The sequence below is a fragment of the Streptomyces sp. S4.7 genome (assembly GCF_010384365.1).
In the GTDB taxonomy this organism is placed as follows: Bacteria; Actinomycetota; Actinomycetes; order Streptomycetales; family Streptomycetaceae; genus Streptomyces.
The window spans coordinates 6,194,513-6,218,809 of sequence record NZ_CP048397.1; the positions used below are offsets into that span (position 1 = coordinate 6,194,513).

The following is a 24,297-nucleotide window of genomic DNA, read 5'->3' on the forward strand; positions in this document are numbered from 1 at the left end:
ACGCGTGAAAGCGCGCGGGACACGGCCCCTCGTCGTACGCCGGGAACCCTCCAGGTCACCCGGCTACCGCAGCAACTCCACCTCCGACAGCTCCGGCTGACCCTTCGTCACCAGCCGGTACTTCGCGTACGACCCCGGCGACGTCACCGTGAACGCCCGCGTCTGCTGGTCCCAGTCGAAGGACTGGCCGGACCGCTTGTCGAGCGTCTTCCAGCTCTCGCCGTCCGCCGAGCCCTGCAACTCCCAGGCGGCCGGCGACTTCTCCGCCGTGGACGACGTCAGCGTGTACTGGACCGCCTCCGTCGCCGACGACACCGGCAGATCCACCTCGCCCGCCGCCGGGCCCGCCGTCTTCGACGAGTTGTCGAAGAGCGCGCCCGACCCGGTCAGGGCGTCACCGCGCGGCGACGGCACCTTGTCGTCCTTCGCGATCGACACCGGCGCCGCGTCCTTGCCGGTGCCCCACGCGGACGGCTTCGCGCCCATGTCGAACTCCAGCGTGCCGCCCTTGGCGAGCAGGTCGTGCGGCAGCGCAGTGGAATTCCACGCCTTGCCGTTGACCTTCAGACCCTGCACGTAGATGTTCTTGTCGCTGTTCTTCGGCGCGGAGACGACGAGCTTCTTGCCGTTCTCCAGGTGCACCGTCGTCTTCGTGAAGAGCGGCGAGCCCACCGCGTACTCCCCGCTGCCCATCACCAGCGGGTAGAAGCCCATCGCGGAGAAGAGGTACCAGGCCGACTGCTCGCCGTTGTCCTCGTCGCCGTGGTAGCCCTGCCCGATCTCGCTGCCGGTGTAGAGGCGGCCGAGGACCTCGCGGACCTTCTCCTGCGTCTTCCAGGGCTGCGAGGCCGCGTTGTACATGTACGTGGCGTGGTGCGCGACCTGGTTCGAATGGCCGTACATGCCCATCCGGACGTCCCGCGCCTCCGTCATCTCGTGGATGACGCCGCCGTACGAGCCCACGAACTCGGCGCCCGCGGTCTCGGGTGTCGCGAAGTACTCGTCCAGCTTCTCCCCGAGACCGGCCCGCCCTCCGTAGAGGTTGGCGAGGCCGCGGGAGTCCTGCGCCGCCGTGAAGGCGTAGCCCCAGCCGTTCGTCTCGGTGTAGTCGTAACCCCACACCCGCGGGTCGTACTTGTCGCTCGGGACCCGCCAGTCGCCCTTCAGGTTGCGGCCCTGGAAGAAGTCCGCCTCCTTGTCGAAGAGCGAGACATAGCTCTGCGCGCGGTTGAGGAAGTACTCGGACTCCTCCTTGTACCGCTTCTTGCCCGTCTCCTTGTAGAGCTTCTCGCCCATCTTCGCGATGCCGTAGTCGTTGAGGTAGCCCTCCAGCGACCACGACAGGCCCTCATGGGTCTCCGTGGAGGCGTAGCCGAGGAACGGCGAGGTCTCCATCCCCTTGCGGCCCACGCCCGCACTCGGCGGCTTCACCGTCGCGTTCTTCAGGGCCGCCTCGTACGCCGCCTTCGCGTCGAAGTCGATGCCCTTCACATACGCGTCGGCGAAGGCCACGTCCGAGCTGGTGCCGGTCATCAGGTCGGCGTAGCCGGGGGAGGACCAGCGGGAGATCCAGCCGCCGTCCTTGTACTGCTGGACGAAGCCGTCCACCAGCTCCCCGGCCTTCTTCGGCGTCAGGAAGGAGTACGCCGGCCACGTCGTCCGGTAGGTGTCCCAGAAGCCGTTGTTGACGTACACCTCACCCGTGACGATCTTCGCGCCCGTGTGCGTGGGGGAGTCGGTCCCCATCTTCGGTACGAAGGGGCTCGCGTACTGCTGCCTCGGCTTCTTCTTCGTACCGGTGTTCTCGAAACCGGAGTTGGGATACAGGTAGAGCCGGTAGAGGCTGGAGTAGAGCGTCGTGAGCTGGTCCTTGTTCGCTCCCTCGACCTCCACCTTCCCCAGGATGTCGTCCCAGGCCCGCTGCGCGTTCTTCTTGACCCGCTCGAAGCCGAGGTCGGCCGGCAGCTCGTCCGCCAGGTTCTTCTTCGCCTGGTCGACGCTGATCAGCGAGGTCGCGATCCGCAGGTTGACCGTGCGGTCTTGGCCCGCGTCGAAGCGCAGATAGCCGGTGACGTCCTCGCCGCCACCGCCCGGCAGCTTGCCGCTGTCGGTGACCGCCGCGTCGAAGACGCCGTACACGAACAGCCGTGTGGCGCCCGCCGAAAGGCCGCTCTTGACGTCGGAGTAGCCGGTGAAGGACCGGTTCCCGGCGTCGAGTGTCAGCCCGCCCGCGTTGGTGATGTTGTCGAGGACGACGCTCGCGTCGTCACCGGGGTAGGTGAACCGCATCGCCGCCGCGTGGTCGGTCGGGGTGACCTCCGCCTTGAGACCGTTCTCGAACGTCACGCCGTAGTAGTGCGGCTTGGCGATCTCGTTCTCGTGCCGGAACGGCAGCGCGCGCTCGGAGCGCGACGCGTCCGGCGTGCCGCCGGCCGCCGACGGCATCAGCTGGAAGGTCTGCCGGTCCCCCATCCAGGGGCTCGGCTCGTGGCTGGCCGACAGCGCCTCCAGGGTGGGGAGGTTGTCACCGTTGTTGCCGCGCGCGTACTCGTACAGCCAGCTCGTCGACCCCGCGTCCGTCACCGGCGTCCAGAAGTTGAAGCCGTGCGGCACGGCCGTGGCCGGGAAGGTGTTGCCGCGCGAGAAGGAGCCGCTGGAGTTGGTGCCGCGCGTGGTGGACGCGTAGTCCGAGAGGTGCGCGAGGCGCTTCTCGGGCGCCTTCACCGCCAGCGCGATGTCGTCCACCCAGCCCTGGAACTTCGCCGGGCCCTTGGGGGAGTCGTACGCCACGAGTATCCGGTCCACCGTCCTGCCGGCGGCGACGGAGCCGATCCGGGAGGCGACGGCGTTCCACTGGTTCACGTACAGCCGCTTCGCGGCGCCCTGGCCCTGCGGGGTCAGCAGGCCGCCGTGCGAGTCGAGGGCCCTCAGGTCGCTCAGGTAGGTGCCGTCGGTGAAGGCGAGGTCCACCGAGACGTTCGTGGCCGGGTAGCCCAGGTCGGTCTCCGGCATGGCGGGATAGATCTTGTACGACAGCTCCGTGTTCGCGCGCACGGGGGTGTTGACGTCGAAGACCTTGTTGTACGAGTAGCCGCGCCCCTCGGGCTTGTGCGAACCGGCGTACTCCAGCGCGCGCTTGCCCGTGAATCCGGCGTTGGACTTGGCCGTGGGGGAGCCGCCGGGGCCGCCGTCGATCTGGCTGCGCATATCGGCGGGCGGCGGTGTGTTGGTGTCGCCGTCGGAGAACTGGACGTCGGCGAGCTGGGTGGCGTCGCCGGCGCCGTTGTTCTTCGTGATCTCCAGCCGGTAGTGCGCGTACTCGGTGGAATTGTCGAAGTCGTATGACTTTGTCTGGAATCGTTCGCCGAAGGTCTGGTCCACTTGGGTATCGAGGGTCTTCCAGTCCTTCCCGTCCGTCGATCCCTTGAGCGTCCAGTCCTTCGGGTCGCGCTCGGCGTGGTCGTTCGCCGAGGTCAGCGCGTAGGTCAGGACCTTGACGGGCGTGTCCAGGTCGAACTCGATCCAGGCGGTCGGCTCGAAGGCCAGCCACTTCGTGCTCGACTGGACGTCGACCAGGTTCTCCTTGCCCTCGCCGGAGTCCGCGTTCTCGTCGCTGGCGCGCAGCTCCACGACCCGGTCGGTGACATTGCCCGGGATGCCGGCGTTGAACTCGCCGTTCACGCCGGAGGACCGCTTCTTGCCGTCCGGTCCGGTATCGACCGTATTGCGCCAGTCCGGCTGGGCGTCGCCCTCCTCGAAGGACGACGCGAAGGAGTCCTTGGCGGCGTCGGCCTTCGCGGGCTGTGCTACGGCTGCCGAGTGTGCGGTGACGACGAGCAGTGAAGACACAGCCAGCAGAGCGGCGTTGCGGCGCTGCGTGAGCCGGGGTCTATGTATGCGCTGCATCCCGAGCCTTCCTCTTCCGGAAGCATGATGGACAACGTTGTCAAAAATGATGCGCGGGTTAAGTAGTGATACAAGAGGTGCAAGGTGTCAAGGGTGTTGCCGAAGAGAGATGACGAGAACCGGCCATTCTGCCCGAAGTGATTCGTGGAATGTGCACGCAACCGGCCACGCGGAGAGCGTGCGAGGGCCCTCGCGGAGAGCGTGCGAGTGGTCCGGATATCGCGGCGCGCGCGATCCGGAAAATACGGCGAGATCCGTACGGATGCCGCATGGGGCCGCTGAAACCCGTCCCAGGTCTCAACTAGGGAAAGACTCCCGCCCAAACCTGCTTTCGATCTTGCTCAGTCGACCTGAAGTGGACTATACCTGTCGGCGTCCGCCTCGCCAGGTTTCGAACGGCGAAGGACCGAGAGACGGGGGACGGTTGGGTGCCGTGACGCACCCCGCCGACAACCATTCAGGCCGTCCCTGCTGTAATCACGCACCACGCTTCACGTACGACAAGACGAACGACACGCGTACGCCGATCAGCACCACAATCCTGCACGACCCAGCTTCATTTGACCGCGGTGGCGGGGCCCTTCTGCCTCAGGCGAGAAGGACGGGCGACCGGTACACCGCCTGAGTCCTGGAGAAGGCGAGGACTTGAGCATGGGATCCACCTCCGCTCACAGCAATGAGGGCCTTGGCCGTCGCGATCTGATCAAGCGTTCAGCCGCAGTCGGCCTGATCACGGTGCCGACGATGAGTTTCCTGGCGTCCTGCGCGAGCAGCGACAGCGGCGGCGACGAGAAGGTCGAGAAGGGCAAGACCTCGGCGAAGAACCCCCTCGGAGCCAACGAGACGGCGCAGCTCGACGTCGTCATCTTCAACGGCGGTTTCGGTGAGCAGTACGCCATCGACGCGGAGAAGCGGTACAACGAGGCTTTCCCGAAGGCCCCGAAGGTCAAGCACGCGGCCACCGAGAAGATCCAGTCGACGCTCCAGCCGAGGTTCAACGGCGGCACCCCGCCGGACCTGATCGACAACTCCGGCGCCGAGCAGATGGACATGGGCGTCCTGGTCGGCAAGAAGCAGCTCACCGACCTCACCGCGCTCATGGACGCCCCGTCGTACGACGACCCGGCCAAGAAGGTCCGCGACACCCTGCGCCCCGGCATCGTCGAGATGGGCCAGTTCGACGGCGACCCCGTCTGGATCATGTACTACGCCTACACGGTGTACGGCGTCTGGTACTCGCAGAAGGCCCTGGAGAACCTCGACGCGACGTACCCCGAGACGTGGGACGACATGCTCGCGCTCTGTGCCAAGGCGAAGAAGAAGGGCATCGCCGGCTGGACGTACGCGGGCAAGCACCCGTACTACATCCCGTTCTCGCTCTACCCGCTGATCGCCAAGATCGGCGGCGTCGAGGTCCTCGACAAGATCGACAACCTGGAGCCGAACGCCTGGAAGGACCCGGCGGTCAAGACGGCCTTCGAGGCGTACTACGAGCTCTTCAAGAAGGGCTACATCCTCCAGGGCACCCCCGGACTGGACCACATCCAGTCGCAGACCGCGTGGAGCAAGGGCAAGGCGCTCTTCATCCCGAACGGTTCGTGGGTGGAGAACGAGGCGGCCAAGACCATGCCCGCCGACTTCAACCTCGCCGTCGGCGCGCCGTCCAGCATGGACGCCTCCGACAAGCTGCCGTTCGGTACCCTCTGGGCGTCCGGCGGTGAGCCCTTCATCGTCCCGCAGAAGGCCAAGAACCCGCAGGGCGGCATGGAGTTGCTGCGCATCATGCTCAGCGAGGAGTCGTCGAAGAACTTCACCTCGCAGGTGAAGTCGCTGACCGCCCTCAACGGCGGCACGGACGGCATCGAGCTGACGCCGGGCCTCAAGTCGGCCGTCGCCACCCTGGAGAAGGCGGGCGAGAACGTCGTCAACCCGCGCATCCAGGACTGGTACGTCAAGCTCCAGAAGGAGCAGATCGGTGTCGCCGGCCTCGGCGAGATGATGGCCGGGCGCGCCACCCCCGCCGAGACCATCAAGAAGATCCAGGGCTACGCGGATGCCGCCGCGAAGGACCAGTCCATCAAGCACTACAAGCACCAGTGAGCAGGCGTCACCAGCGGCGGCATCCGCACACAGATCGGGGTCGGATCCATGCAGCACGGTAAATACCGGTTCATCGTGGGGTTCTTGGTCGCCCCCTTGACGTTGTACGCGATCTTCGTCATATGGCCGTTCATCCAGTCCATCTACTACTCGTTCACGGACTGGACGGGGCTGAGTTCCGACTTCAAGATGGTGGGCTTCGACAACTACACGAAGATGTTCGATGACGACATCTTCTGGAAGTCGTTGCAGCACAGCGTGCTGTTCGTGCTGCTGCTGCCGCTGGTGACGCTCGCCCTCGCGCTGTTCCTCGCCTTCATGATCAATGTCGGCGGGCGGCAGCGAAAGGGCGCGACGATCACGGGTGTACGCGGTTCGGGTTTCTACAAGATCGCGTATTTCTTCCCGCAGGTTCTGTCCATCGCGATCGTCGCCCTGCTTTTCCAGTTCGCCTACAACCCGGAGAGCGGCGCCATCAACGCGGCACTCTCCGCGGTGGGTCTGGACAACATCCAGCCGCTCTGGCTGGGTGACCCGGATCTCGCGCTCTGGTGCGTGATGGCGGTGCTGATCTGGAGCACGGTCGGCTTCTTCGTCGTCCTCTTCTCCGCCGGAATGGCCTCCATTCCGAAGGACTACTACGAGGCGGCGCTGCTCGACGGCGCGGACCGGTTCACGACCTTCTTCAAGATCACGCTTCCGCTGCTCTGGGACACCGTGCAGGCGGGCTGGATCTACATGGGCATCCTGGCGCTCGGCGCCGAGGCGTTCGCGGTCGTACAGATCATGACGGTGGGGCCGGGCGGTGGCGGACCCGACTACTCGACGACGGTCCTGCCGCTGTACGTCTACCAAACGGCCTTCAGAGACGCCCAGGCCGGTTATGCCACAACGATCGGTGTCGCTCTGCTCGTGGTGACGCTGTCCTTCGCGGCAGTCGTGACGAAGCTGGGCCGGCGCGAGCGGCTGGAGTTCTGATGAAGACCACTGACACACCCCCCGCCGCGCAGGACGGGGAGCCGCGGGACCGGCCGCCGGTGACCAAGGTGAACGTCCCGGCGGAGAAGGACAAGCGCGAGGGCACCGTCCTCAACGTCTTCTCGCACGGCGTGCTGGTCATCTGGGCGCTGCTGGTCGTCCTGCCGCTGCTGTGGGCGGTGATGTCCTCCTTCAAGGACGACAACTCCATCTTCAGCTCGCCGTGGGCGCTGCCGGACAAGCTCCACTTCGAGAACTGGTCGCGGGCCTGGACCCAGGCGCACATGAGCGACTACTTCCTCAACACCATCCTGGTGGTGGGGGGGTCGCTGACCGGCACCCTGGTGCTCGGCTCGATGGCGGCGTACGTCCTGGCGCGCTTCGACTTCCCCGGGAACCGCTTCATCTACTTCCTCTTCATCGGAGGGATGAGCTTTCCGATCATCCTGGCGCTGGTCCCGCTGTTCTTCGTCATGAACAACATGGGGCTGCTGAACACCACGCACGGTCTGATCCTGGTGTACATCGCCTACTCGCTGCCGTTCACGGTGTTCTTCCTGTCGTCCTTCTTCAGGACGCTGCCGAGCTCGGTGGCGGAGGCGGCGATCATCGACGGCGCCTCGCACACCAGGACGTTCTTCCAGATCATGCTGCCGATGGCCAAGCCGGGTCTGATCAGCGTGGGCATCTTCAACTTCCTCGGCCAGTGGAACCAGTACATGCTGCCGACGGTGCTCAACACCGATCCGGACAAGAAGGTGCTCTCGCAGGGGCTGGTGCAGCTCGCGGTCAGCCAGGGCTACAAGGGCGACTACTCCGGGCTGTTCGCCGGACTGGTGATGGCGATGCTGCCGGTGCTGGCCGCCTACATCATCTTCCAGCGTCAGGTCGTCGCGGGTCTGACGGCGGGAGCGCTCAAGTAGCCGCGCCGTCCCGTCGGGCGGCCGCGCCGCCCGACGGGTTCCGCCGCTTCACCGAACCGCCCTCCGGCCTCTCGCCGGGGGGCGGTTCGCCGTGTTCCGGGACCACGCGAGGGGGGTTCGTTCGGTATCCATCCCGAGCCGATGAGCTGATTTTCGCCACCGGACCCCAGTGGAATTCGCCAAATCGGTGATGTTCGCAGGTCAGATGCGTAAGAACGGTGCTCATCCGAGTCCGGCACTGCTCAAGGTCTTGACGGGAAGCGGCCCCAAAGGCTGAGCTTAGAGTTCACAAGTTGGAGATACGTCGGGGTTTCATAGGCGCGACCCCGGCCGGGGGCGGTGGTCGTGCCGCCTGCCAAGGGCAGGAGTGGATCAGTTGTGGAGACTCCAGGGTCGCAGTCGTCTCTGCACCGGGCGAATCTGGAGCGGGTCGTGCGCGCGGTGCGCATGGCCGGCTCGCTCACCCAGGCGGAGATCGCCCGGAGCACCGGACTGTCGGCGGCCACGGTCTCCAACATCGTCCGCGAGCTCAGGGAGGGCGGCACCGTCGAGGTGACGCCCACCTCGGCCGGGGGCCGCCGGGCCCGCAGCGTCTCGCTCAGCGGTGACGCGGGCATCGTCATCGGCGTCGACTTCGGCCATACGCACCTGCGGGTGGCCGTCGGCAACCTGGCCCACCAGGTGCTCGCCGAGGAGTCCGAACCGCTCGACGTCGACGCCTCCTCGGCGCACGGCTTCGGCCGGGCCGAGGAGCTGGTGGAGAGGCTGATCGAGGCCACCGGGATCGGCCGCCAGAAGGTCATCGGGGTGGGTCTGGGGGTGCCTGGCCCGATCGACGTCGTCTCGGGCACGCTCGGCTCCACCTCGATCCTGCCGGGCTGGACGGGGATCAATCCGGGCGAGGAGATGGCGGGCCGGCTCGGCGTGCCGGTGTACGTGGACAACGACGCCAATCTGGGTGCCCTCGGCGAGCTGGTCTGGGGGAGCGGCCGGGGTGTGAAGGACCTCGCGTACATCAAGGTCGCCAGCGGTGTCGGCGCCGGCCTGGTGATAGAGGGCCAGATCTACCGCGGCCCGGGCGGTACGGCGGGTGAGATCGGGCACATCACGCTCGACGAGTCGGGCCCCGTCTGCCGCTGCGGCAACAGGGGCTGCATGGAGACCTTCACCGCGGCCCGCTACGTACTGCCGCTGCTCAGGTCCAGCCACGGCCGCGATCTGACCATGGAGCGGGTCGTGCAGCTGGCCAGGGAGGGCGATCCGGGCTGCCGCCGGGTGGTCGCCGACGTCGGGCGCCACATCGGCAGCGGCGTCGCGAACCTCTGCAATCTGCTGAACCCCAGCCGGGTGGTGCTCGGCGGTGATTTGGCGGAGGCTGGGGAGCTGGTCCTCGCGCCGATAAGGGAGTCGGTGTCCCGGTACGCGATCCCGAGTGCGGCCAGACAGCTCTCGGTGCTTCCGGGGGCCCTCGGCGGACGCGCCGAGGTGCTGGGTGCGCTCGCACTCGTGCTGAGCGAAATGGGTGATTCGACCCTACTTGAGAGCACGCTGCCCGTCGGCTCGCCTGTCTTCACTTAGATAACGAATGGCACCGTTGTCATCTCGTTAAGGATTTACTCCTTGACGCTGCGTCCGAGGCGGAGTTGACTTCCAGCCACCTCGGCCGCAACGTCGCGGCCTCGTCAGGGAGGTTTCTGAAGTGAACGCACATCTCCGACGTGCTGCCGTGGCTGCCGCCGCCACCGCTATGGCCGTCTCGCTCGCCGCCTGTGGAAGCGCCAAGGAGTCCGGTGACTCGGCGAAGGAGTCGTCGAAGAAGAAGGACGGCCCGCTCACCATTGGTCTGCTCCTTCCGGAGAACCAGACCGCGCGCTACGAGAAGTTCGACAAGCCGCTGATCGAGAAGCGGGTCAGCGAACTGACCGACGGCACCGGCAAGATCGTCTACGCCAACGCCAAGCAGGACGCGTCGACGCAGAACCAGCAGGCCGACACCATGGTCACCAACAAGGTCGACGCGCTGATCGTGGACGCCGTGGACTCCAAGGCCATCGCGGGCTCGGTCAAGAAGGCCAAGGAGGCCGGCATCCCGGTCATCGCCTTCGACCGCCTCGCCGAGGGCCCGATCGACGGCTACGTCTCCTTCGACAACGAAGAGGTCGGCCGCGTCCAGGGCCAGGCGCTCCTGGACGAGCTGGGCCCCAAGGCGAAGGACGGTGACATCGTGATGATGAACGGTGCCATCACCGACCCGAACGCCAAGCTCTTCAAGCAGGGCGCCAAGTCCGTCCTCGACGGCAAGGTGACGATCGGCAAGGAGTACGACACCAAGGAGTGGAAGCCGGAGAACGCCAACGCCAACATGGAAGGCGCGATCTCGGCCCTGGGCAAGGACAAGATCGTCGGCGTCTACTCCGCCAACGACGGCATGGCGGGCGGCATCATCACCGCGCTCAAGGGCGCCGGCATCAGCCCGCTCCCGCCGGTCACCGGCCAGGACGCCGAACTCGCCGGTGTGCAGCGCATCGTCGCCGGTGAGCAGTTCATGAGCGTCTACAAGCCGTACCCGGCCGAGGCCGCCATCGCCGCCGAGATGGCCGTGAAGGTCGCCAAGGGCGAGTCGCTGGACTCGATCGCCAAGACGGAGCTCGACAGCGCCACCACCAAGGGCATCCCGTCGGTGCTCGTCCCGGTCGTCTCGCTGACCCAGGACAACATCAACGACACGGTGATCAAGGACGGCATCTACACCGTCGACGAGATCTGCACCGCGAAGTTCAAGTCCAAGTGCGACGCCATCGGCCTCAAGTAGCCGACCGGTCCGACCGCGGAAACCCGCCCTGAAGCCTGTCCGGCGCCCCGCCCTCAACTGTCCCGCTACCGGGCGGGGCGCCGGACGGACCACTTCAAGGCTTTTCCCGTGTCCCCCGCAGTTCTCTCTTCTGCTCGACCCCCGCGCCCACCCAGCCCCCGGGCGCGGTATCCCCGCCGGCCAGGCGGCGAAGGAGATGGTTTACGTGACCGCTACGCCCGTGCTGGCGTTGCGAGGGGTCTCCAAGCGGTTCGGTGCCGTGCAGGCGCTCACCGACGTAGAGCTTGAGGTCCACGCCGGACAGGTCGTCGCCCTCGTGGGCGACAACGGCGCCGGCAAATCGACGCTCGTCAAGACGATCGCCGGAGTCCACCCCATCGATGACGGTGTCATCGAGTGGGACGGCAGGCCGGTCGCGATCAACAAGCCGCACGACGCCCAGGAGTTGGGCGTGGCGACGGTGTACCAGGACCTCGCGCTCTGCGACAACCTCGACGTCGTGGGCAATCTGTACCTCGGCAGGGAGCTCCGCTCCTGGGGTGTCCTCAACGAGGTCGAGATGGAGCGCCGCGCCCGCGAGCTCCTCAACACTCTGTCGATCCGCATCCCCAGCGTGCGCATACCGATCGCCTCGCTCTCCGGCGGCCAGCGCCAGACCGTGGCCATCGCCCGGTCCATGCTCGGCGAGCCCAAGCTCGTGATCCTCGACGAGCCCACCGCGGCCCTCGGTGTCGAGCAGACCGCCCAGGTCCTCGACCTGGTCGAGCGGCTGCGCGAGCGCGGTTACGCCGTGATCCTCGTCAGCCACAACATGGAGGACGTCCGCGCGGTCGCCGACAAAGTCGCCGTGCTGAGGCTGGGCCGCAACAACGGCTTCTTCGACGTCGCCAGCACTTCGCAGGAAGACATCATCTCCGCGATCACCGGTGCCACGGACAACGCCGTGACCCGACGCGCGGCGCGCAACGTGGAGGTTAAGAAGTGAGCTTGGACAAGACCTCCGCACCCGTCGGCACCGCCGACGACGCGCCCGCCCCCGCGGCCGGCGCCACCACCGTCGCGGTGGACCCCCGGCTTCTCGTACGCGAGCAGGGCTTCGCCGGTTATCTGTCGGAGTTCAAGCGCAAGATGCGCGGCGGCGACCTCGGATCGATACCCGTCGTCATCGGCCTGATCATCATCTGGGCGATCTTCACCAGCCTGAACTCGAACTTCCTGACGGCCGGCAACCTCTCCGACATCTCCGTCGCCATGGTCGGCACCGGCATGATCGCGGTCGGCATCGTCTTCGTCCTGCTGCTCGGCGAGATCGACCTGTCGGTCGGCTCCGTCAGCGGTGTGGCGGGCGCCGCCTTCGCGGTCCTCGCCGTCACGCACGGCATGGCGGAGTGGCTCGCGCTGATCCTCGCCATCCTGACCGGCGCCGCCGCGGGCGCCATCCACGGCTTCTTCTTCGCCCGGGTGGGCGTGCCCGCGTTCGCCGTCACCCTCGCCGGCCTGCTGTTCTGGAACGGCTTCATGCTCCAGATCCTCGGCGACAACGGCACGATCAACCTGGACTCCGAGGGCCTGGTCGCCAAGCTGACCGGCTACTACTTCACCGACGTCGCCGCCGCCTACGCGCTCGCGGTGATCGCCGTGGCCGGCTTCTTCCTGTCGTCGTTCTTCGACAACCGCCGCCGCGCCGCCGCCGGTGTCCCGTCCCGGCCGCTGAGCGAGATCATCGTCCGTACGGCGCTGCTGGCCGTCCTCGCCTTCGCCGTGGCGATCATGTTCAACCAGTACAAGGGCCTGCCCCTGGCCGTGCTGATCTTCCTGGTCGTACTGGTGGTGACGGACTTCGTCCTCCGCCGCACCAGCTTCGGCCGCAAGGTCTTCGCGCTCGGCGGCAGCGTCGAGGCGTCCCGCCGTGCGGGCATCAGCGTCGTCGGCGTCCGGATCGCGGTCTTCTCCATCGCGGGCACCTTCGCCGCGATCGGCGGTCTCTTCATCGCCTCGAAGATCACCTCCGCCAACCAGGGCGCCGGTGCCGGTGAGCTGCTGATGAACGCCATCGCGGCCGCCGTCATCGGTGGCACCAGCCTCTTCGGTGGCCGGGGCCGCACCTGGAACGCGCTGCTCGGTGTGCTCGTCATCACGTCGATCCAGTACGGACTCGCGCTCCAGGGAATCGCCTCGCCGATCCAGTACATGATCACCGGTGGTGTGCTTCTCGCCACCGTCGTCATCGACGCCGTCACCCGGAAGACCCAGAAGACCGCGGGTCGCGCCTGACACCCGTCGTCGCACGTCGTGCCCGGCACCGGAGTCCCGGTGCCGGGCATGTTCGTGTCCCGGACGCACTTTCGGGGCAGGTGCGACCGTCATGCGTACAGATGCTCGTACGGTGAATGACGCGCCGCCCGATGACGCCCGCCCCGGCGGGAACATTAGACTCGGCGGACCGGTATGCCAGATCGTTCAACGCAAGGAGGCACGGTGACACAGCCGCGCGCAGCACGACCGCCCGAGGCGGCGGTGGGCGACGGATGGGACCTGCTGACCCGGGTCAAGGGCCCGCGTGATCTGGACCGCCTCGGCCCCGAGCAGTTGGACCGGCTCGCGAGTGAGATCCGGTCCTTCCTCGTCGACGCCGTCTCCAAGACCGGCGGACACCTCGGTCCCAACCTCGGAGTCGTCGAGCTGACGATCGCCCTGCACCGGGTCTTCGACTCGCCGAAGGACAAGGTCCTCTTCGACACCGGCCACCAGTCCTATGTGCACAAGCTGCTCACGGGGCGTCAGGACTTCTCCAAACTCAAGGGCAAGGGCGGCCTGTCCGGCTATCCGTCCAGGGCCGAGTCCGAGCACGACGTCATCGAGAACTCGCACGCCTCCACCGTCCTCGGCTGGGCCGACGGCCTCGCCAAGGCCAACCAGGTCCTCGGCCGCGAGGACCACGTGGTCGCCGTCATCGGCGACGGCGCGCTCACCGGCGGCATGGCCTGGGAGGCGCTGAACAACATCGCCGCCGCCAAGGACCGCCCGCTCGTCATCGTCGTCAACGACAACGAGCGCTCCTACGCGCCCACCATCGGCGGCCTCGCGAACCATCTCGCGACCCTGCGCACCACCGACGGCTACGAGCGCTTCCTGGCCCGCGGCAAGGACATCCTGGAGCGCACCCCGGTCGTCGGCCGGCCCCTCTACGAGACGCTGCACGGCGCGAAGAAGGGCCTGAAGGACTTCATCGCCCCCCAGGGCATGTTCGAGGACCTCGGCCTGAAGTACGTCGGCCCGATCGACGGACACGACCTGGAGGCACTGGAATCGGCCCTCCAGCGCGCCAAGCGCTTCGGCGGCCCCGTCATCATCCACTGCCTCACCGAGAAGGGCCGCGGCTACCAGCCCGCGCTCCTGGACGAGGCCGACCGCTTCCACGCCGTCGGCAAGATCCACCCCGACACCGGCCTGCCGATCGCCAGTTCGGGCGTCGACTGGACCTCGGTGTTCGGCGAGGAGATGGTCAAACTCGGCAACGAGCGCGCCGACATCGTCGCCATCACGGCCGCGATGCTCCAGCCCGTCGGCCTGGAGAAGTTCGCCAAGGCGTTCCCGGACCGGGTCTACGACGTGGGGATCGCCGAGCAGCACGGCGCGGTGTCGGCGGCCGGTCTGGCCACCGGCGGACTGCACCCCGTATTCGCCGTCTACGCGACGTTCCTCAACCGCGCCTTCGACCAGGTCCTGATGGACGTCGCCCTGCACGACTGCGGTGTGACGTTCGTCCTCGACCGCGCCGGTATCACCGGCACCGACGGCGCCTCCCACAACGGCATGTGGGACATGTCGATCCTCCAGTGCGTGCCCAATCTGCGCATCGCCGCCCCGCGCGACGCCGACCAGGTCAGGGCCCAACTCCGGGAGGCCGTCCAGGTCGACGACGCGCCGACCGTGGTGCGCTTCTCCAAGGGCGCGGTCGGCCCCGCGGTCGCCGCCGTGGGCAAGATCGGCGGCATGGACGTGCTGCGCAGGCCGGCGGAGGGCACCGGCGGGGCCGACGTGCTGCTCGTATCGGTCGGCGCGCTCGCCCCGATGTGCCTGGAGATCGCCGATCTCCTCGACAAGCAGGGCATCTCGACGACCGTGGTCGACCCGCGCTGGGTCAAGCCCGTCGACGAGGCGCTCGCGCCGCTCGCCGAGGGACACCGCGTCGTCGTCACCGTCGAGGACAACAGCCGTGCGGGCGGCGTCGGTTCGGCCGTCGCCCAGTCCCTGCGGGACGCCGGGGTCGACATCCCCCTGCGGGACTTCGGCATCCCGGCGCGCTTCCTCGACCACGCGTCACGCAAGGAACTCCTCGCCGAGATCGGCCTGACGGCGCCGGACATCGCGCGCCAGGTCACCGGACTCGTGTCGAAGATCGACGGCCGCCTGTCCGGCGAACTGTCGGCCGAGGAGATCGCCCGCGACTGACACGACCGAACAGAACGGCGGATGAGCCGGCCGGACTCCCTGTACGGGTGGTCCGACCGGCTCATCCGTGTGAAAAAAGCCCTTCCGGGTACCCGGCCGCCAACCACCTCTCGATCATGGCGGCAACCACACTCGGAGGTACACCGGTGAGCACCCAGCACGACACGGGGCCCAGGAAACGCTCGATGTTCCGTACGAAGAGCGTCGAACAGTCCATCCAGGACACCGAGGAGCCGGAGCACGCGCTCAGGAAGTCGCTCTCCGCGCTCGATCTGACGGTCTTCGGTGTCGGTGTCATCATCGGCACCGGCATCTTCGTCCTCACCGGCGCCGTCGCCAAGGACAACGCGGGCCCCGCCACCGCCCTCGCCTTCGTCGCCGCCGGCATCGTCTGCGCCCTCGCGGCCGTCTGCTACGCGGAGTTCGCGTCGACCGTCCCCGTGGCCGGGTCCGCGTACACCTTCAGCTACGCCTCACTCGGCGAACTGCCCGCCTGGATCATCGGCTGGGACCTGGTCCTCGAATTCGCCCTGGCCACCGCCGTGGTGGCCGTCGGCTGGTCCGGCTATGTGCAGTCGCTGCTCGACAACGCGGGCTGGCACATGCCCGACTCGCTCGCCGGCACCAACGAGGAGACCGGCTTCGGCTTCGACCTGCTGGCGTTCCTGCTGGTCCTCCTGCTGACCGGGATCCTCGTCCTCGGTATGAAGCTCTCCGCCCGTGTCACCGCGGTCGTCGTGGCGATCAAGGTGGCCGTCGTCCTCATCGTCATCATCGCGGGCGCGTTCTTCATCGACTCCAAGAACTACTCGCCGTTCATCCCCGAGGCCCAGGAACAGCCCGCTGGCGCCGGTCTCGACTCCCCCCTGATCCAGCTGATGTTCGGGTACGCGCCCACCAACTTCGGCGTCATGGGCATCTTCACCGCCGCCTCCGTCGTCTTCTTCGCCTTCATCGGCTTCGACATCGTCGCCACGGCCGCCGAGGAGACGAAGCAGCCGCAGCGTGACATGCCGCGCGGCATCCTCGGCTCACTGATCATCTGCACCGTGCTCTACGTCGCCGTGTCCATCGTCGTCACCGGCATGCAGCACTACACCGAACTCACCGTGGACGCACCGCTCGCCGACGCCTTCAAGGCCACCGGGCATCCGTTCTACGCGGGCGTCATCAGCTTCGGAGCCGCCGTCGGCCTCACCACCGTGTGCATGATCCTGCTGCTCGGCCAGACCCGGGTGTTCTTCGCGATGAGCCGCGACGGGCTGCTCCCGCGGTTCTTCTCACGCGTCCACCCCAAGTTCCGCACCCCCTACCGCTCGACGGTGCTGCTCGGCGTGGTCATCGCGATCGTCGCGGGTTTCACCAGTATCGAGGAGCTGGCCTCCCTGGTGAACATCGGCACGCTCTTCGCCTTCGTCGTCGTCGCGATCGGCGTCGTCATCCTGCGCCGTACCCGCCCCGACCTCCCCAGGGCCTTCCGCACCCCGCTGGTGCCCTGGCTGCCGGCCCTGTCCGTGCTCGCCTCCCTGTGGCTGATGCTCAACCTGCCGGCCGAGACCTGGCTGCGCTTCGCCATCTGGATGGCCGTCGGCGTGGTCGTGTACTTGGTCTACGGCCGACGCAACAGCCGCCTGGGCAAGTCAGGCTGACGCTCCCTCAGCAGAACCCGCACGAAAGTCCGCGCGCATGTCCGTCGAGTCGCCGTCCGCCGCAGCACACCTCCCGCACGCCCGACGGGGCCCCACCGGACCGCGGCCCGCCCGGCCCGGTGGAGCGTCCGCACACGGCTACTGGCGAAGGCTGCTGCCCCTCCTGGCGGCCCTGGCCCTCGTCATCCGTCTCCCGTCCTTCCTGCACCCCTTCTGGAGCCCGGACGAGGGCTATCTCGCCGTACAGGCCCGGATACTGGCGCACGGCGGAGAGCTGTACGAGACGGTCGTCGACCGCAAGCCGCCCCTGCTGCCGTGGCTGTACGAGGCGATGTACACGGTCCTCGGCGACGGATCGCAGCACGCGATGAAACTCCTCGCGATCGCCGCCCAGTTCACCACCGCCGCCCTGCTCGCCGCCTTCGCCCGGCGCCGCTGGGGCGACCGGTCCGGCGCCACGGCCGGGGTGCTCTTTCTGCTGGTCTCCGTCGGATTCATCCCGCAGGACACCCAGGCCACCACCTTCGAGGTCTTCATACTGCCGTGGACCGCGGCGGCCGTCCTGTGCGCCGACCGGGGCCGCTGGGGCACCGCCGGAGTGGCGGTCGCCGGCGCGTTCCTCACCAAGCAGACGGGCGGCGTGGTCCTCGTCCCCGTCCTGTGGCTGCTCTGGCGGGCGCACGACCCCGCCGGGCGCCGAACGGGCCTGCCCCGTACGGCGGTCGGCTTCGCCGCACCCGTCCTCGCCGCCGCGCTCGTGACCGACCCGGCGGGCTTCCTCTTCTGGACCGTCACCGGATCGGGGTCCTACGCCTTCTCCCTCACCGGCTCCGAACTCCACGTACTCATCCGCGCGTTCGTCAACTCCCTGCTGATCTGCCTCGCCTGCGCCGGCATCCTCCCGCCGGTCCGCAGGGCCCTGCGGACCGCCCGGCCCGCTGCCGGGAAGCTCACCGATCTCTGGGTCTGGTTCGCCGCGTCCGCCGTCGCCGTCGCCGTCGGCTTCCACTTCTTCGGCCACTACTTCCTGCAACTCCTGCCGCCCATCACCCTGTTGGCGACCGCCGCCCTGCGCTCGCTGCGCCCCGAGCGGCTCAGATCGGTCCTGTCGGTCCCGGCCTGCGTCTGCGGACTCTTCGTCCTCTGGGCCACCGTCGCGCCCCGCTCGGAGCTCGACCACTCCGACCGCGTCGCCGCCGCCGTGCGCCAACACACCGCCCCCACCGACCGCGTGCTCGTGTGGGGGATACACCCGGAGATCTACCGGCTCGCCGACCGCGCGCCCGCCAGCCGCTATCTGACCGCCGGGCTGCTCACCAACTTCAGCGGGGGCAGGGACGGCCCACGGGTGGGCGAGGCGTACGCGGTGCCGGGCGCCTGGCGCGTCTTCGCCGCCGAGATGAGCGCGCGACCGCCCGCGCTGATCGTCGACGACTCACGGGGCAAGCCGTACGCCCCCGAACGCGTCCCGACCCTGCGACGGCTGCTGGCCGGTGGTTACGAGCCGCTCCCCGGCACCGTCGAGGGCACGGTCTTCTACCTGCGCTCGTCCGGGAGTTGACGCACCGTACGGGGCCCGACGCAGCGCGCCCCGTACGCCTCGACCCGGCGCCGCAGCTCCCGGTCGGCGGTGACGACGACACAGGGGCGGTCTCCCGCGCCCCGCGCCAGCTCGGCGATCAGATCGTCACCGCTGCCCGGCGCGGACTCCACCCGTACCCCGGGCACCGACTCCACGCCCCGCGCCCGGCCCTCCACCACCAGCAACGTCTCCACGGGCCCCGGGACCCCCGCGCCGGGCAGCCCGTCCCCGGCGAGGGGCACCAGCCGGTCCCGCAGCCGCTCGGCAGCTCCACGCCGGTCGCGCCACCAGCCGTCGGGCGCCGAACCAACCACGTTGGCCCCGTCGACAATCAGTAGAATCCGCACCTCAGGAGCGTGCCACAACCGGTCGGGGCGGTACGGTTCCCGTTCGCCCGAGAATGCTATCGTCGGGGAAATTTCATGCGCAGGGGAAGGTGGCAGTGGGTCATGGCACTGCGGTCCGCACGGACGTCGAAACGATCCGGACGCGCCCCCGGCGAGGCCCCGGACATCGGCGGCCGACCGGCTGAATCCACGCCCCTCCCGTCGGTCGACGACACACTGCCCGCGACCACCGGCTGGCTGCTGCGCGGCAAGGACGGCAGACTCACCGCGTACGCCCCCACCGAGGACGGCGTGCTGCGGTGGACGGAGGAACGCCTCGGCGGACCGAGCTGGTCGGGCCCCGAACTGCTCCCGGCCCCCGGCCTGTTGCCCTACCTCTCCATCGCCGGCGGCGCCCAGGGCTACGTCCACCTGGTGGGTCTGCGCCGCAAGCCCGCCGAGGGCGGCGAGATCCGCACGGACGTCGTGTACGCCGTCCAGTTCCAGACCGGACGCCCGCTGCGCGACTGGCAGGCACTCGGTACGCCGTACCCGAAGGACCTCGCCCGTGGCGGACTGCTCGGCCTGCCCTCGGCGGTGATCGACCCCAACGGCTCGCTGCACCTGTTCGCCCGCAACGCGGGCCGCGGTCTGTCGTCCCGGATCCAGAAGCCCAGCGGAGCGTGGCTCACATGGGCGGACCTCAAGGGGTCCAGGATGACCGGCGAGGCGTCGGCCGTCGTGGGGGAGGACGGTCTGATCGAGGTCCTCGGCCCGACCGACAACGCGGTCATGCGCTGGCGGCAGCCGAAGGTGGCGGCGAAGGCCGAGCGCGACCTCAAGAGCTTCGCGGCGCGCGTCACCCCCGGCACGCTCACCTCGGAACGCACCGGCGGCGACCGGCTCACGCACTACTGGCGCGACACCGACGACCGCACGGTGCACGCCTGGCGCCTCGAATCGGGCGAGACCGCGCCGCTGGGTGGCCCCGGCACCGGGCCGATAGCCCTGCTGCGTACGCCCGTCGACGGCCACGACTGCACGATCCTGGCCCAGCGCGGCCTCGACGGCCGCCCCGCGCTGGCCGCGTACCCGACGGAGGACGAGGCGGCGGGCGTCACGTGGACCCCGACGGGCGAGGAGTGCGTGGGCGCACCGGCGCTGGCCCTGGACGGGCGTGGCCGGGTGGTGATGGCGGTGATCGCGAAGGACGGCAGCCTGCGGGTCTCCCGCCAGAAGGCGGAGCCGGGCCTGGCGCTGGAGGCGTGGTCGCGGGTCTGAGGCGGTTGCCGGGTCCGCCCGGCGGGCCGGTTCGTCCTCAAGCGCCGCACGGGCTGGGTGGGTTGCGGTTTCATTGTCGGGGTCGGGGTGCGGGGTCTTTGGAGGGGTATGTCCGGACGGCGTGATTCACGGCGCGTGCAGGGCTCGTTGGACCCGCTGACCCATCGTGTTCACGCGCCACAAATCAGCCTGAGTGTCCGGACACACCCCTCCTGCGACCCCGCCCCCTCGCGCCGTCACGTGGCGCTGTTCTCACCCCACCGGTCCGCAGGTTGGAAGGGGGACGCGCAGGGGTCGTGTCCGGACACTCGGGCTGATTCGTGGCGCGTGAGAAGCCCGGTTCCCGATACACCAACGAGCCTTGCGCGCGCCGTAAATCACGCCGTCCGGGCATGACCCCGGAGCGGCACCCGGCCCCCGACCCGCACCAACCGAGCCCGTCCGGCGATTGAGGCCACAACCGACCACCGGCCGGACCCGGTCAACGAAACCCCGCACCAACCGAGCCCGGCCGGCGATTGAGGCCACAACCGACCACCGGCCGGACCCGGTCAACGAAACCCCGCACCAACCGAGCCCGGCCGGCGATTGAGGCCAAAACGGTCACGGGCCGGGCCGGAGATGACTCTCCCGCCCGGCCCGGAACCGTGTCCGCTACGCGGGGACGCTCGCAACCCCCGGCTCCAGGAACTTCTTCCCGTTCACCCGCTCCGAGACGCCCTCCCGGTCCAAGTACGGCGTGATACCGCCCAGATGGAACGGCCAGCCCGCCCCGGTCAGCAGGCACAGGTCGATGTCCTGGGCCTCGGCCACGACGCCCTCGTCCAGCATCAGACCGATCTCCTGCGCCACGGCGTCCAGCACGCGCGCCCGCGTCTGTTCCTCCGTCAGCACCGTGTCGCCCTGCTTGAGCAGCGCCACGACCTCCGGGTCCAGCTCGGGCTTCGCTGTGTTGTCGGCGGCATGCACGTAGAAGCCCCGCTTGCCCGCCTTCACCACGGCCGCCAGGTTCTGCGAGACCGTGAAGCGGTCGGGGAACGCCCTGTTGAGGGTCTCGGAGACATGCAGCCCGATCGCGGGGCCGACCAGTTCGAGCAGGACCAGCGGCGACATCGGCAGACCCAGCGGCTCGACCGCCCGCTCGGCGACGGCGACCGGGGTGCCCTCGTCGATGACGTTCTGGATCTCGCCCATGAAGCGGGTGAGGATGCGGTTGACGACGAACGCCGGGGCGTCCTTCACCAGCACCGCGCTCTTCTTGAGCTTCTTCGCGACACCGAACGCCGTCGCCAGCGACGCGTCGTCGGTCTGCTCGCCGCGCACGATCTCCAGCAGCGGCAGGATCGCCACCGGGTTGAAGAAGTGGAAGCCGACGACCCGCTCCGGGTTCCTCAGCTTCGACGCCATCTCCGACACCGACAGCGACGAGGTGTTGGTGGCGAGGATCGCGTGCGCCGGGGCGACCGCCTCGATCTCCGCGAACACCTGCTGCTTGACGCCCATCTCCTCGAAGACGGCCTCGATGACGAAGTCGGCGTCGGCGAAACCGTCGGCCTTGTCCAGGACCCCCGTGACCAGGCCCTTGTAGCGGTTGGCCTTGTCCTGGTTGATCCTGCCCTTGCCGAGTAGCTTGTCGATCTCGGCGTGGACGTAGCCCACACCCTTGTCGATCCGCTCCTGGTCGATGTCCGTCAGCACCACGGGCACTTCGAGCCGGCGCAGGAACAGCAGCGCCAGCTGGGAGGCCATCAGACCCGCCCCGACCACGCCGACCTTGGTGACGGGCCGCGCCAGCGACTTGTCGGGCGCGCCCGCCGGGCGCTTGGCGCGCCGCTGCACGAGATTGAACGCGTAGATCCCCGACCGCAGTTCACCGCCCATGATGAGGTCGGCGAGCGCGGTGTCCTCGGCGTCGTAACCCGCCTGGAGGTCACCGTCCTTGGCGGCGGCGATGATGTCCAGCGCCCGGTAGGCGGCGGGGGCCGCGCCGTGCACCTTGGAGTCGGCGACGAACCTGCCGCGCTCGACGGCCTGGTCCCAGGCCGCGCCCCGGTCGATCTCGGGACGGTCCACCTTCAGCGCGCCACTCAGGACCGAGGCGGTCCACAGCAGCGACTGCTCCAGGAAGTCCGCACCCTCGAACAGGGCGTCGGCGATGCCCAGTTCATAGACCTGCGCGCCCTTGAGCTGCTTGTTCTGGTTGAGCGAGTTCTCGATGATCACCGTGACCGCACGGTCGGCGCCGATCAGGTTCGGCAGCAGCGTGCAGCCGCCCCAGCCCGGAACGAGACCGAGGAACACCTCGGGCAGCGAGAACGCGGGCAGCGCGGCGGAGACGGTGCGGTAGGAGCAGTGCAGCCCGATCTCGACGCCACCGCCCATCGCGGCGCCGTTGTAGTACGCGAACGTCGGCACCGCGAGCGCGGCCAGCCGCTTGAAGACGTCGTGGCCGCCCTTGCCGATGGCCATCGCGTCCTCGTGCCGCTTCAGCAGCTCGACGCCCTTGAGGTCGGCGCCGACGGCGAAGATGAACGGCTTGCCGGTCACACCGACACCGACGATCTTGCCCTCGGCGGCCTCGGCCTCGACCTGGGTGATCGCCGCGTCGACGTTGGCCAGCGACTGCGGCCCGAACGTCGTCGGCTTCGTGTGGTCCAGGCCGTTGTCCAGCGTGATGAGCGCGAACGTGCCCACGCCGCCGGGGAGTTCGAGGTGGCGCACATGCGCCTGGGTGACGACCTCGTCCGGGAACAGCTCGGCCGCGCCCTTCAGGAGTTCAGCGGTGCTCACTTGTTTCCTCCGTCGAAGTGCGGGTTCTCCCAGACGACCGTCGCGCCCATGCCGAAGCCGACGCACATGGTGGTGATGCCGTAGCGGACCTGCGGCTGCTCCTCGAACTGCCGGGCCAGCTGCGTCATCAGCCGTACGCCGGAGGACGCGAGCGGGTGGCCGTACGCGATGGCGCCGCCGTACTGGTTGACGCGCGGGTCGTCGTCGGCGATGCCGTAGTGGTCGAGGAAGGCCAACACCTGTACGGCGAAAGCCTCGTTGATCTCGAACAGGCCGATGTCATCGATCGACAGACCGGCCTTGGCGAGGGCCTTCTCGGTCGACGGGATCGGACCGAAGCCCATGACCTCGGGCTCGACACCCACGTACGCGTAGCTCACCAGACGCATCTTGACCGGCAGCCCGGCCTCGCGTGCGAACTCCTCGGAGGCGATCAGCGAGGCGGTGGCGCCGTCGTTGAGGCCCGCCGCGTTGCCGGCCGTGACACGGCCGTGCGGGCGGAACGGGGTCTTGAGACCGGCCAGCGACTCCAGCGTGGTGCCGGGGCGCATCGGCTCGTCGGCGGTGGCCAGGCCCCAGCCCGTCTCGCCGCCCTCGGGACTGGTGCGGCGCACCGAGATCGGCACGAGGTCCTGCTGGATCTTGCCGTTCGCGTAGGCCTTGGCGGCCTTCTCCTGCGAGCGCACGGCGTACTCGTCGGCGCGCTGCTTGGTGATGTGCGGGAAGCGGTCGTGCAGGTTCTCCGCCGTCATGCCCATGAACAGGGCCGACTCGTCGACGAGCTTCTCCGAGACGAAGCGCGGGTTCGGGTCGACACCCTCGCCCATCGGGTGGCGGCCCATGTGCTCGACACCGCCGGCGACGACGATGTCGTACGCGCCGAAGGCGATGGAACCGGCGGTCGTCGTCACGGCGGTCATCGCGCCCGCGCACATGCGGTCGATGGAGTAGCCGGGGACGGACTGCGGCAGCCCGGCGAGGATGCCGGCGGTACGGCCGATGGTCAGGCCCTGGTCACCGATCTGCGTGGTCGCGGCGATGGCGACCTCGTCGATCTTCGCGGGGTCGAGGTCCGGGTTGCGGCGCAGCAGCTCCCGGATCGCCTTCACGACCAGGTCGTCGGCCCGGGTCTCGTGGTAGATGCCCTTCGGGCCCGCCTTGCCGAACGGGGTGCGGACGCCGTCGACGAAGACGACATCCCTGATGGTACGAGGCACGATGGCTCTCCTCCAGGGTGCGGGGGTGACTCTGCTGCGGGCGCGCTTTCCGATCCTATGCTACTTACGGGTAACCGCACTTGCACAGGGCCGGGGGGTGTTCCGCGGGTCACGCGCCTCGGCTGCGGTTGCCGGTGGCGGTCGGGGGGCGGGGCCCTTCCGGGGCGCGGTGTCCGGGGTCTTGGTTGCGGTTGTCGGTCGTGGGCGGGGTTCGGGGTCTTTGGAGGGGTGTGTCCGGACGGCGTGATTTACGGCGCGTGAGAAGCCCGGTTCCCCAT

At 68.6% G+C, this 24,297-nt stretch carries 15 protein-coding genes; 11 read left to right on the forward strand and 4 right to left on the reverse strand.

Features of this window, described 5'->3' with window-relative positions:
• Window positions 1-63: 63 nt before the first annotated feature.
• Window positions 64-3,906, reverse strand: coding sequence for a GH92 family glycosyl hydrolase (locus tag SSPS47_RS27645; protein WP_164253324.1), 3,843 nt, complete (start codon window positions 3,904-3,906; stop codon window positions 64-66).
• A 651-nt stretch (window positions 3,907-4,557) separates the two neighbouring features.
• Between SSPS47_RS27645 and ngcE the strand changes: the two genes are divergently transcribed.
• From ngcE to SSPS47_RS27695, 10 genes are all read left to right on the forward strand, one after another.
• Window positions 4,558-6,006 carry an N-acetylglucosamine/diacetylchitobiose ABC transporter substrate-binding protein gene (ngcE, locus tag SSPS47_RS27650; RefSeq protein WP_147875157.1) on the forward strand — a complete coding sequence of 483 codons (1,449 nt, stop codon included), beginning with the start codon at window positions 4,558-4,560 and terminating at the stop codon, window positions 6,004-6,006.
• Between the two features lie 48 nt (window positions 6,007-6,054).
• Window positions 6,055-6,984 carry a sugar ABC transporter permease gene (locus SSPS47_RS27655; protein WP_164253325.1) on the forward strand — a complete coding sequence of 310 codons (930 nt, stop codon included), beginning with the start codon at window positions 6,055-6,057 and terminating at the stop codon, window positions 6,982-6,984.
• Window positions 6,984-7,907: a carbohydrate ABC transporter permease gene (locus SSPS47_RS27660; RefSeq protein WP_164253326.1), complete on the forward strand. Its 924-nt coding sequence runs from the start codon at window positions 6,984-6,986 to the stop codon at window positions 7,905-7,907. Before SSPS47_RS27655 ends, SSPS47_RS27660 begins: the two co-directional genes overlap by 1 nt.
• Window positions 7,908-8,285: 378 nt before the next feature.
• Entirely contained in the window at window positions 8,286-9,485 is a 1,200-nt protein-coding gene (locus SSPS47_RS27665; protein ID WP_147875154.1) for an ROK family transcriptional regulator, read from the forward strand.
• 121 nt (window positions 9,486-9,606) lie between these two features.
• The gene (locus SSPS47_RS27670; protein ID WP_239065077.1) at window positions 9,607-10,719 is read left to right on the forward strand and encodes a substrate-binding domain-containing protein; all 1,113 of its coding nucleotides are present in this window, start codon (window positions 9,607-9,609) and stop codon (window positions 10,717-10,719) included.
• Between the two features lie 196 nt (window positions 10,720-10,915).
• Window positions 10,916-11,704 carry an ATP-binding cassette domain-containing protein gene (locus SSPS47_RS27675; protein ID WP_164253327.1) on the forward strand — a complete coding sequence of 263 codons (789 nt, stop codon included), beginning with the start codon at window positions 10,916-10,918 and terminating at the stop codon, window positions 11,702-11,704.
• A complete protein-coding gene (locus SSPS47_RS27680) occupies window positions 11,701-12,993 on the forward strand; it encodes a sugar ABC transporter permease (protein WP_147875152.1) in 1,293 nt (430 codons plus the stop codon). The genes SSPS47_RS27675 and SSPS47_RS27680 overlap by 4 nt, the downstream gene beginning before the upstream one ends.
• A gap of 243 nt (window positions 12,994-13,236) precedes the next feature.
• Window positions 13,237-15,174 carry a 1-deoxy-D-xylulose-5-phosphate synthase gene (gene dxs / locus SSPS47_RS27685; protein WP_164255081.1) on the forward strand — a complete coding sequence of 646 codons (1,938 nt, stop codon included), beginning with the start codon at window positions 13,237-13,239 and terminating at the stop codon, window positions 15,172-15,174.
• A gap of 185 nt (window positions 15,175-15,359) precedes the next feature.
• On the forward strand, window positions 15,360-16,823 hold the full coding sequence (locus tag SSPS47_RS27690; protein ID WP_164255083.1) for an amino acid permease: 1,464 nt from the start codon (window positions 15,360-15,362) through the stop codon (window positions 16,821-16,823).
• 37 nt (window positions 16,824-16,860) lie between these two features.
• Window positions 16,861-18,384, forward strand: coding sequence for a glycosyltransferase family 39 protein (locus tag SSPS47_RS27695; protein WP_164253328.1), 1,524 nt, complete (start codon window positions 16,861-16,863; stop codon window positions 18,382-18,384).
• Here the strand turns inward: SSPS47_RS27695 and SSPS47_RS27700 are convergent.
• Window positions 18,360-18,752, reverse strand: coding sequence for an NYN domain-containing protein (locus SSPS47_RS27700; RefSeq protein ID WP_164253329.1), 393 nt, complete (start codon window positions 18,750-18,752; stop codon window positions 18,360-18,362). The genes SSPS47_RS27695 and SSPS47_RS27700 overlap by 25 nt on opposite strands.
• A 102-nt stretch (window positions 18,753-18,854) precedes the next feature.
• Between SSPS47_RS27700 and SSPS47_RS27705 the strand changes: the two genes are divergently transcribed.
• Window positions 18,855-20,012, forward strand: a complete 1,158-nt coding sequence (locus SSPS47_RS27705) for a hypothetical protein (RefSeq protein WP_239065078.1) — start codon at window positions 18,855-18,857, stop codon at window positions 20,010-20,012.
• A gap of 654 nt (window positions 20,013-20,666) precedes the next feature.
• Here SSPS47_RS27705 and SSPS47_RS27710 read toward each other — a convergent pair.
• Window positions 20,667-22,802 (reverse strand): 3-hydroxyacyl-CoA dehydrogenase NAD-binding domain-containing protein, encoded by a 2,136-nt coding sequence (locus SSPS47_RS27710; protein ID WP_164253330.1) that lies wholly within the window; start codon window positions 22,800-22,802, stop codon window positions 20,667-20,669.
• Window positions 22,799-24,019, reverse strand: a complete 1,221-nt coding sequence (locus SSPS47_RS27715) for an acetyl-CoA C-acyltransferase (protein WP_164253331.1) — start codon at window positions 24,017-24,019, stop codon at window positions 22,799-22,801. Before SSPS47_RS27715 ends, SSPS47_RS27710 begins: the two co-directional genes overlap by 4 nt.
• Window positions 24,020-24,297: the final 278 nt, after the last annotated feature.

Excerpts from the sequence above, each read along its gene's own strand:
- ngcE (WP_147875157.1), top strand. The coding sequence starts at position 4,558 with ATGGGATCCACCTCCGCTCACAGCAATGAGGGCCTTGGCCGTCGCGAT.
- SSPS47_RS27660 (WP_164253326.1), top strand. The coding sequence starts at position 6,984 with ATGAAGACCACTGACACACCCCCCGCCGCGCAGGACGGGGAGCCGCGG.
- SSPS47_RS27690 (WP_164255083.1), top strand. The coding sequence starts at position 15,360 with ATGTTCCGTACGAAGAGCGTCGAACAGTCCATCCAGGACACCGAGGAG.
- SSPS47_RS27645 (WP_164253324.1), bottom strand. The coding sequence starts at position 3,906 with ATGCAGCGCATACATAGACCCCGGCTCACGCAGCGCCGCAACGCCGCT.
- SSPS47_RS27705 (WP_239065078.1), top strand. The coding sequence starts at position 18,855 with ATGGCACTGCGGTCCGCACGGACGTCGAAACGATCCGGACGCGCCCCC.
- SSPS47_RS27655 (WP_164253325.1), top strand. The coding sequence starts at position 6,055 with ATGCAGCACGGTAAATACCGGTTCATCGTGGGGTTCTTGGTCGCCCCC.
- SSPS47_RS27675 (WP_164253327.1), top strand. The coding sequence starts at position 10,916 with ATGGTTTACGTGACCGCTACGCCCGTGCTGGCGTTGCGAGGGGTCTCC.
- SSPS47_RS27695 (WP_164253328.1), top strand. The coding sequence starts at position 16,861 with ATGTCCGTCGAGTCGCCGTCCGCCGCAGCACACCTCCCGCACGCCCGA.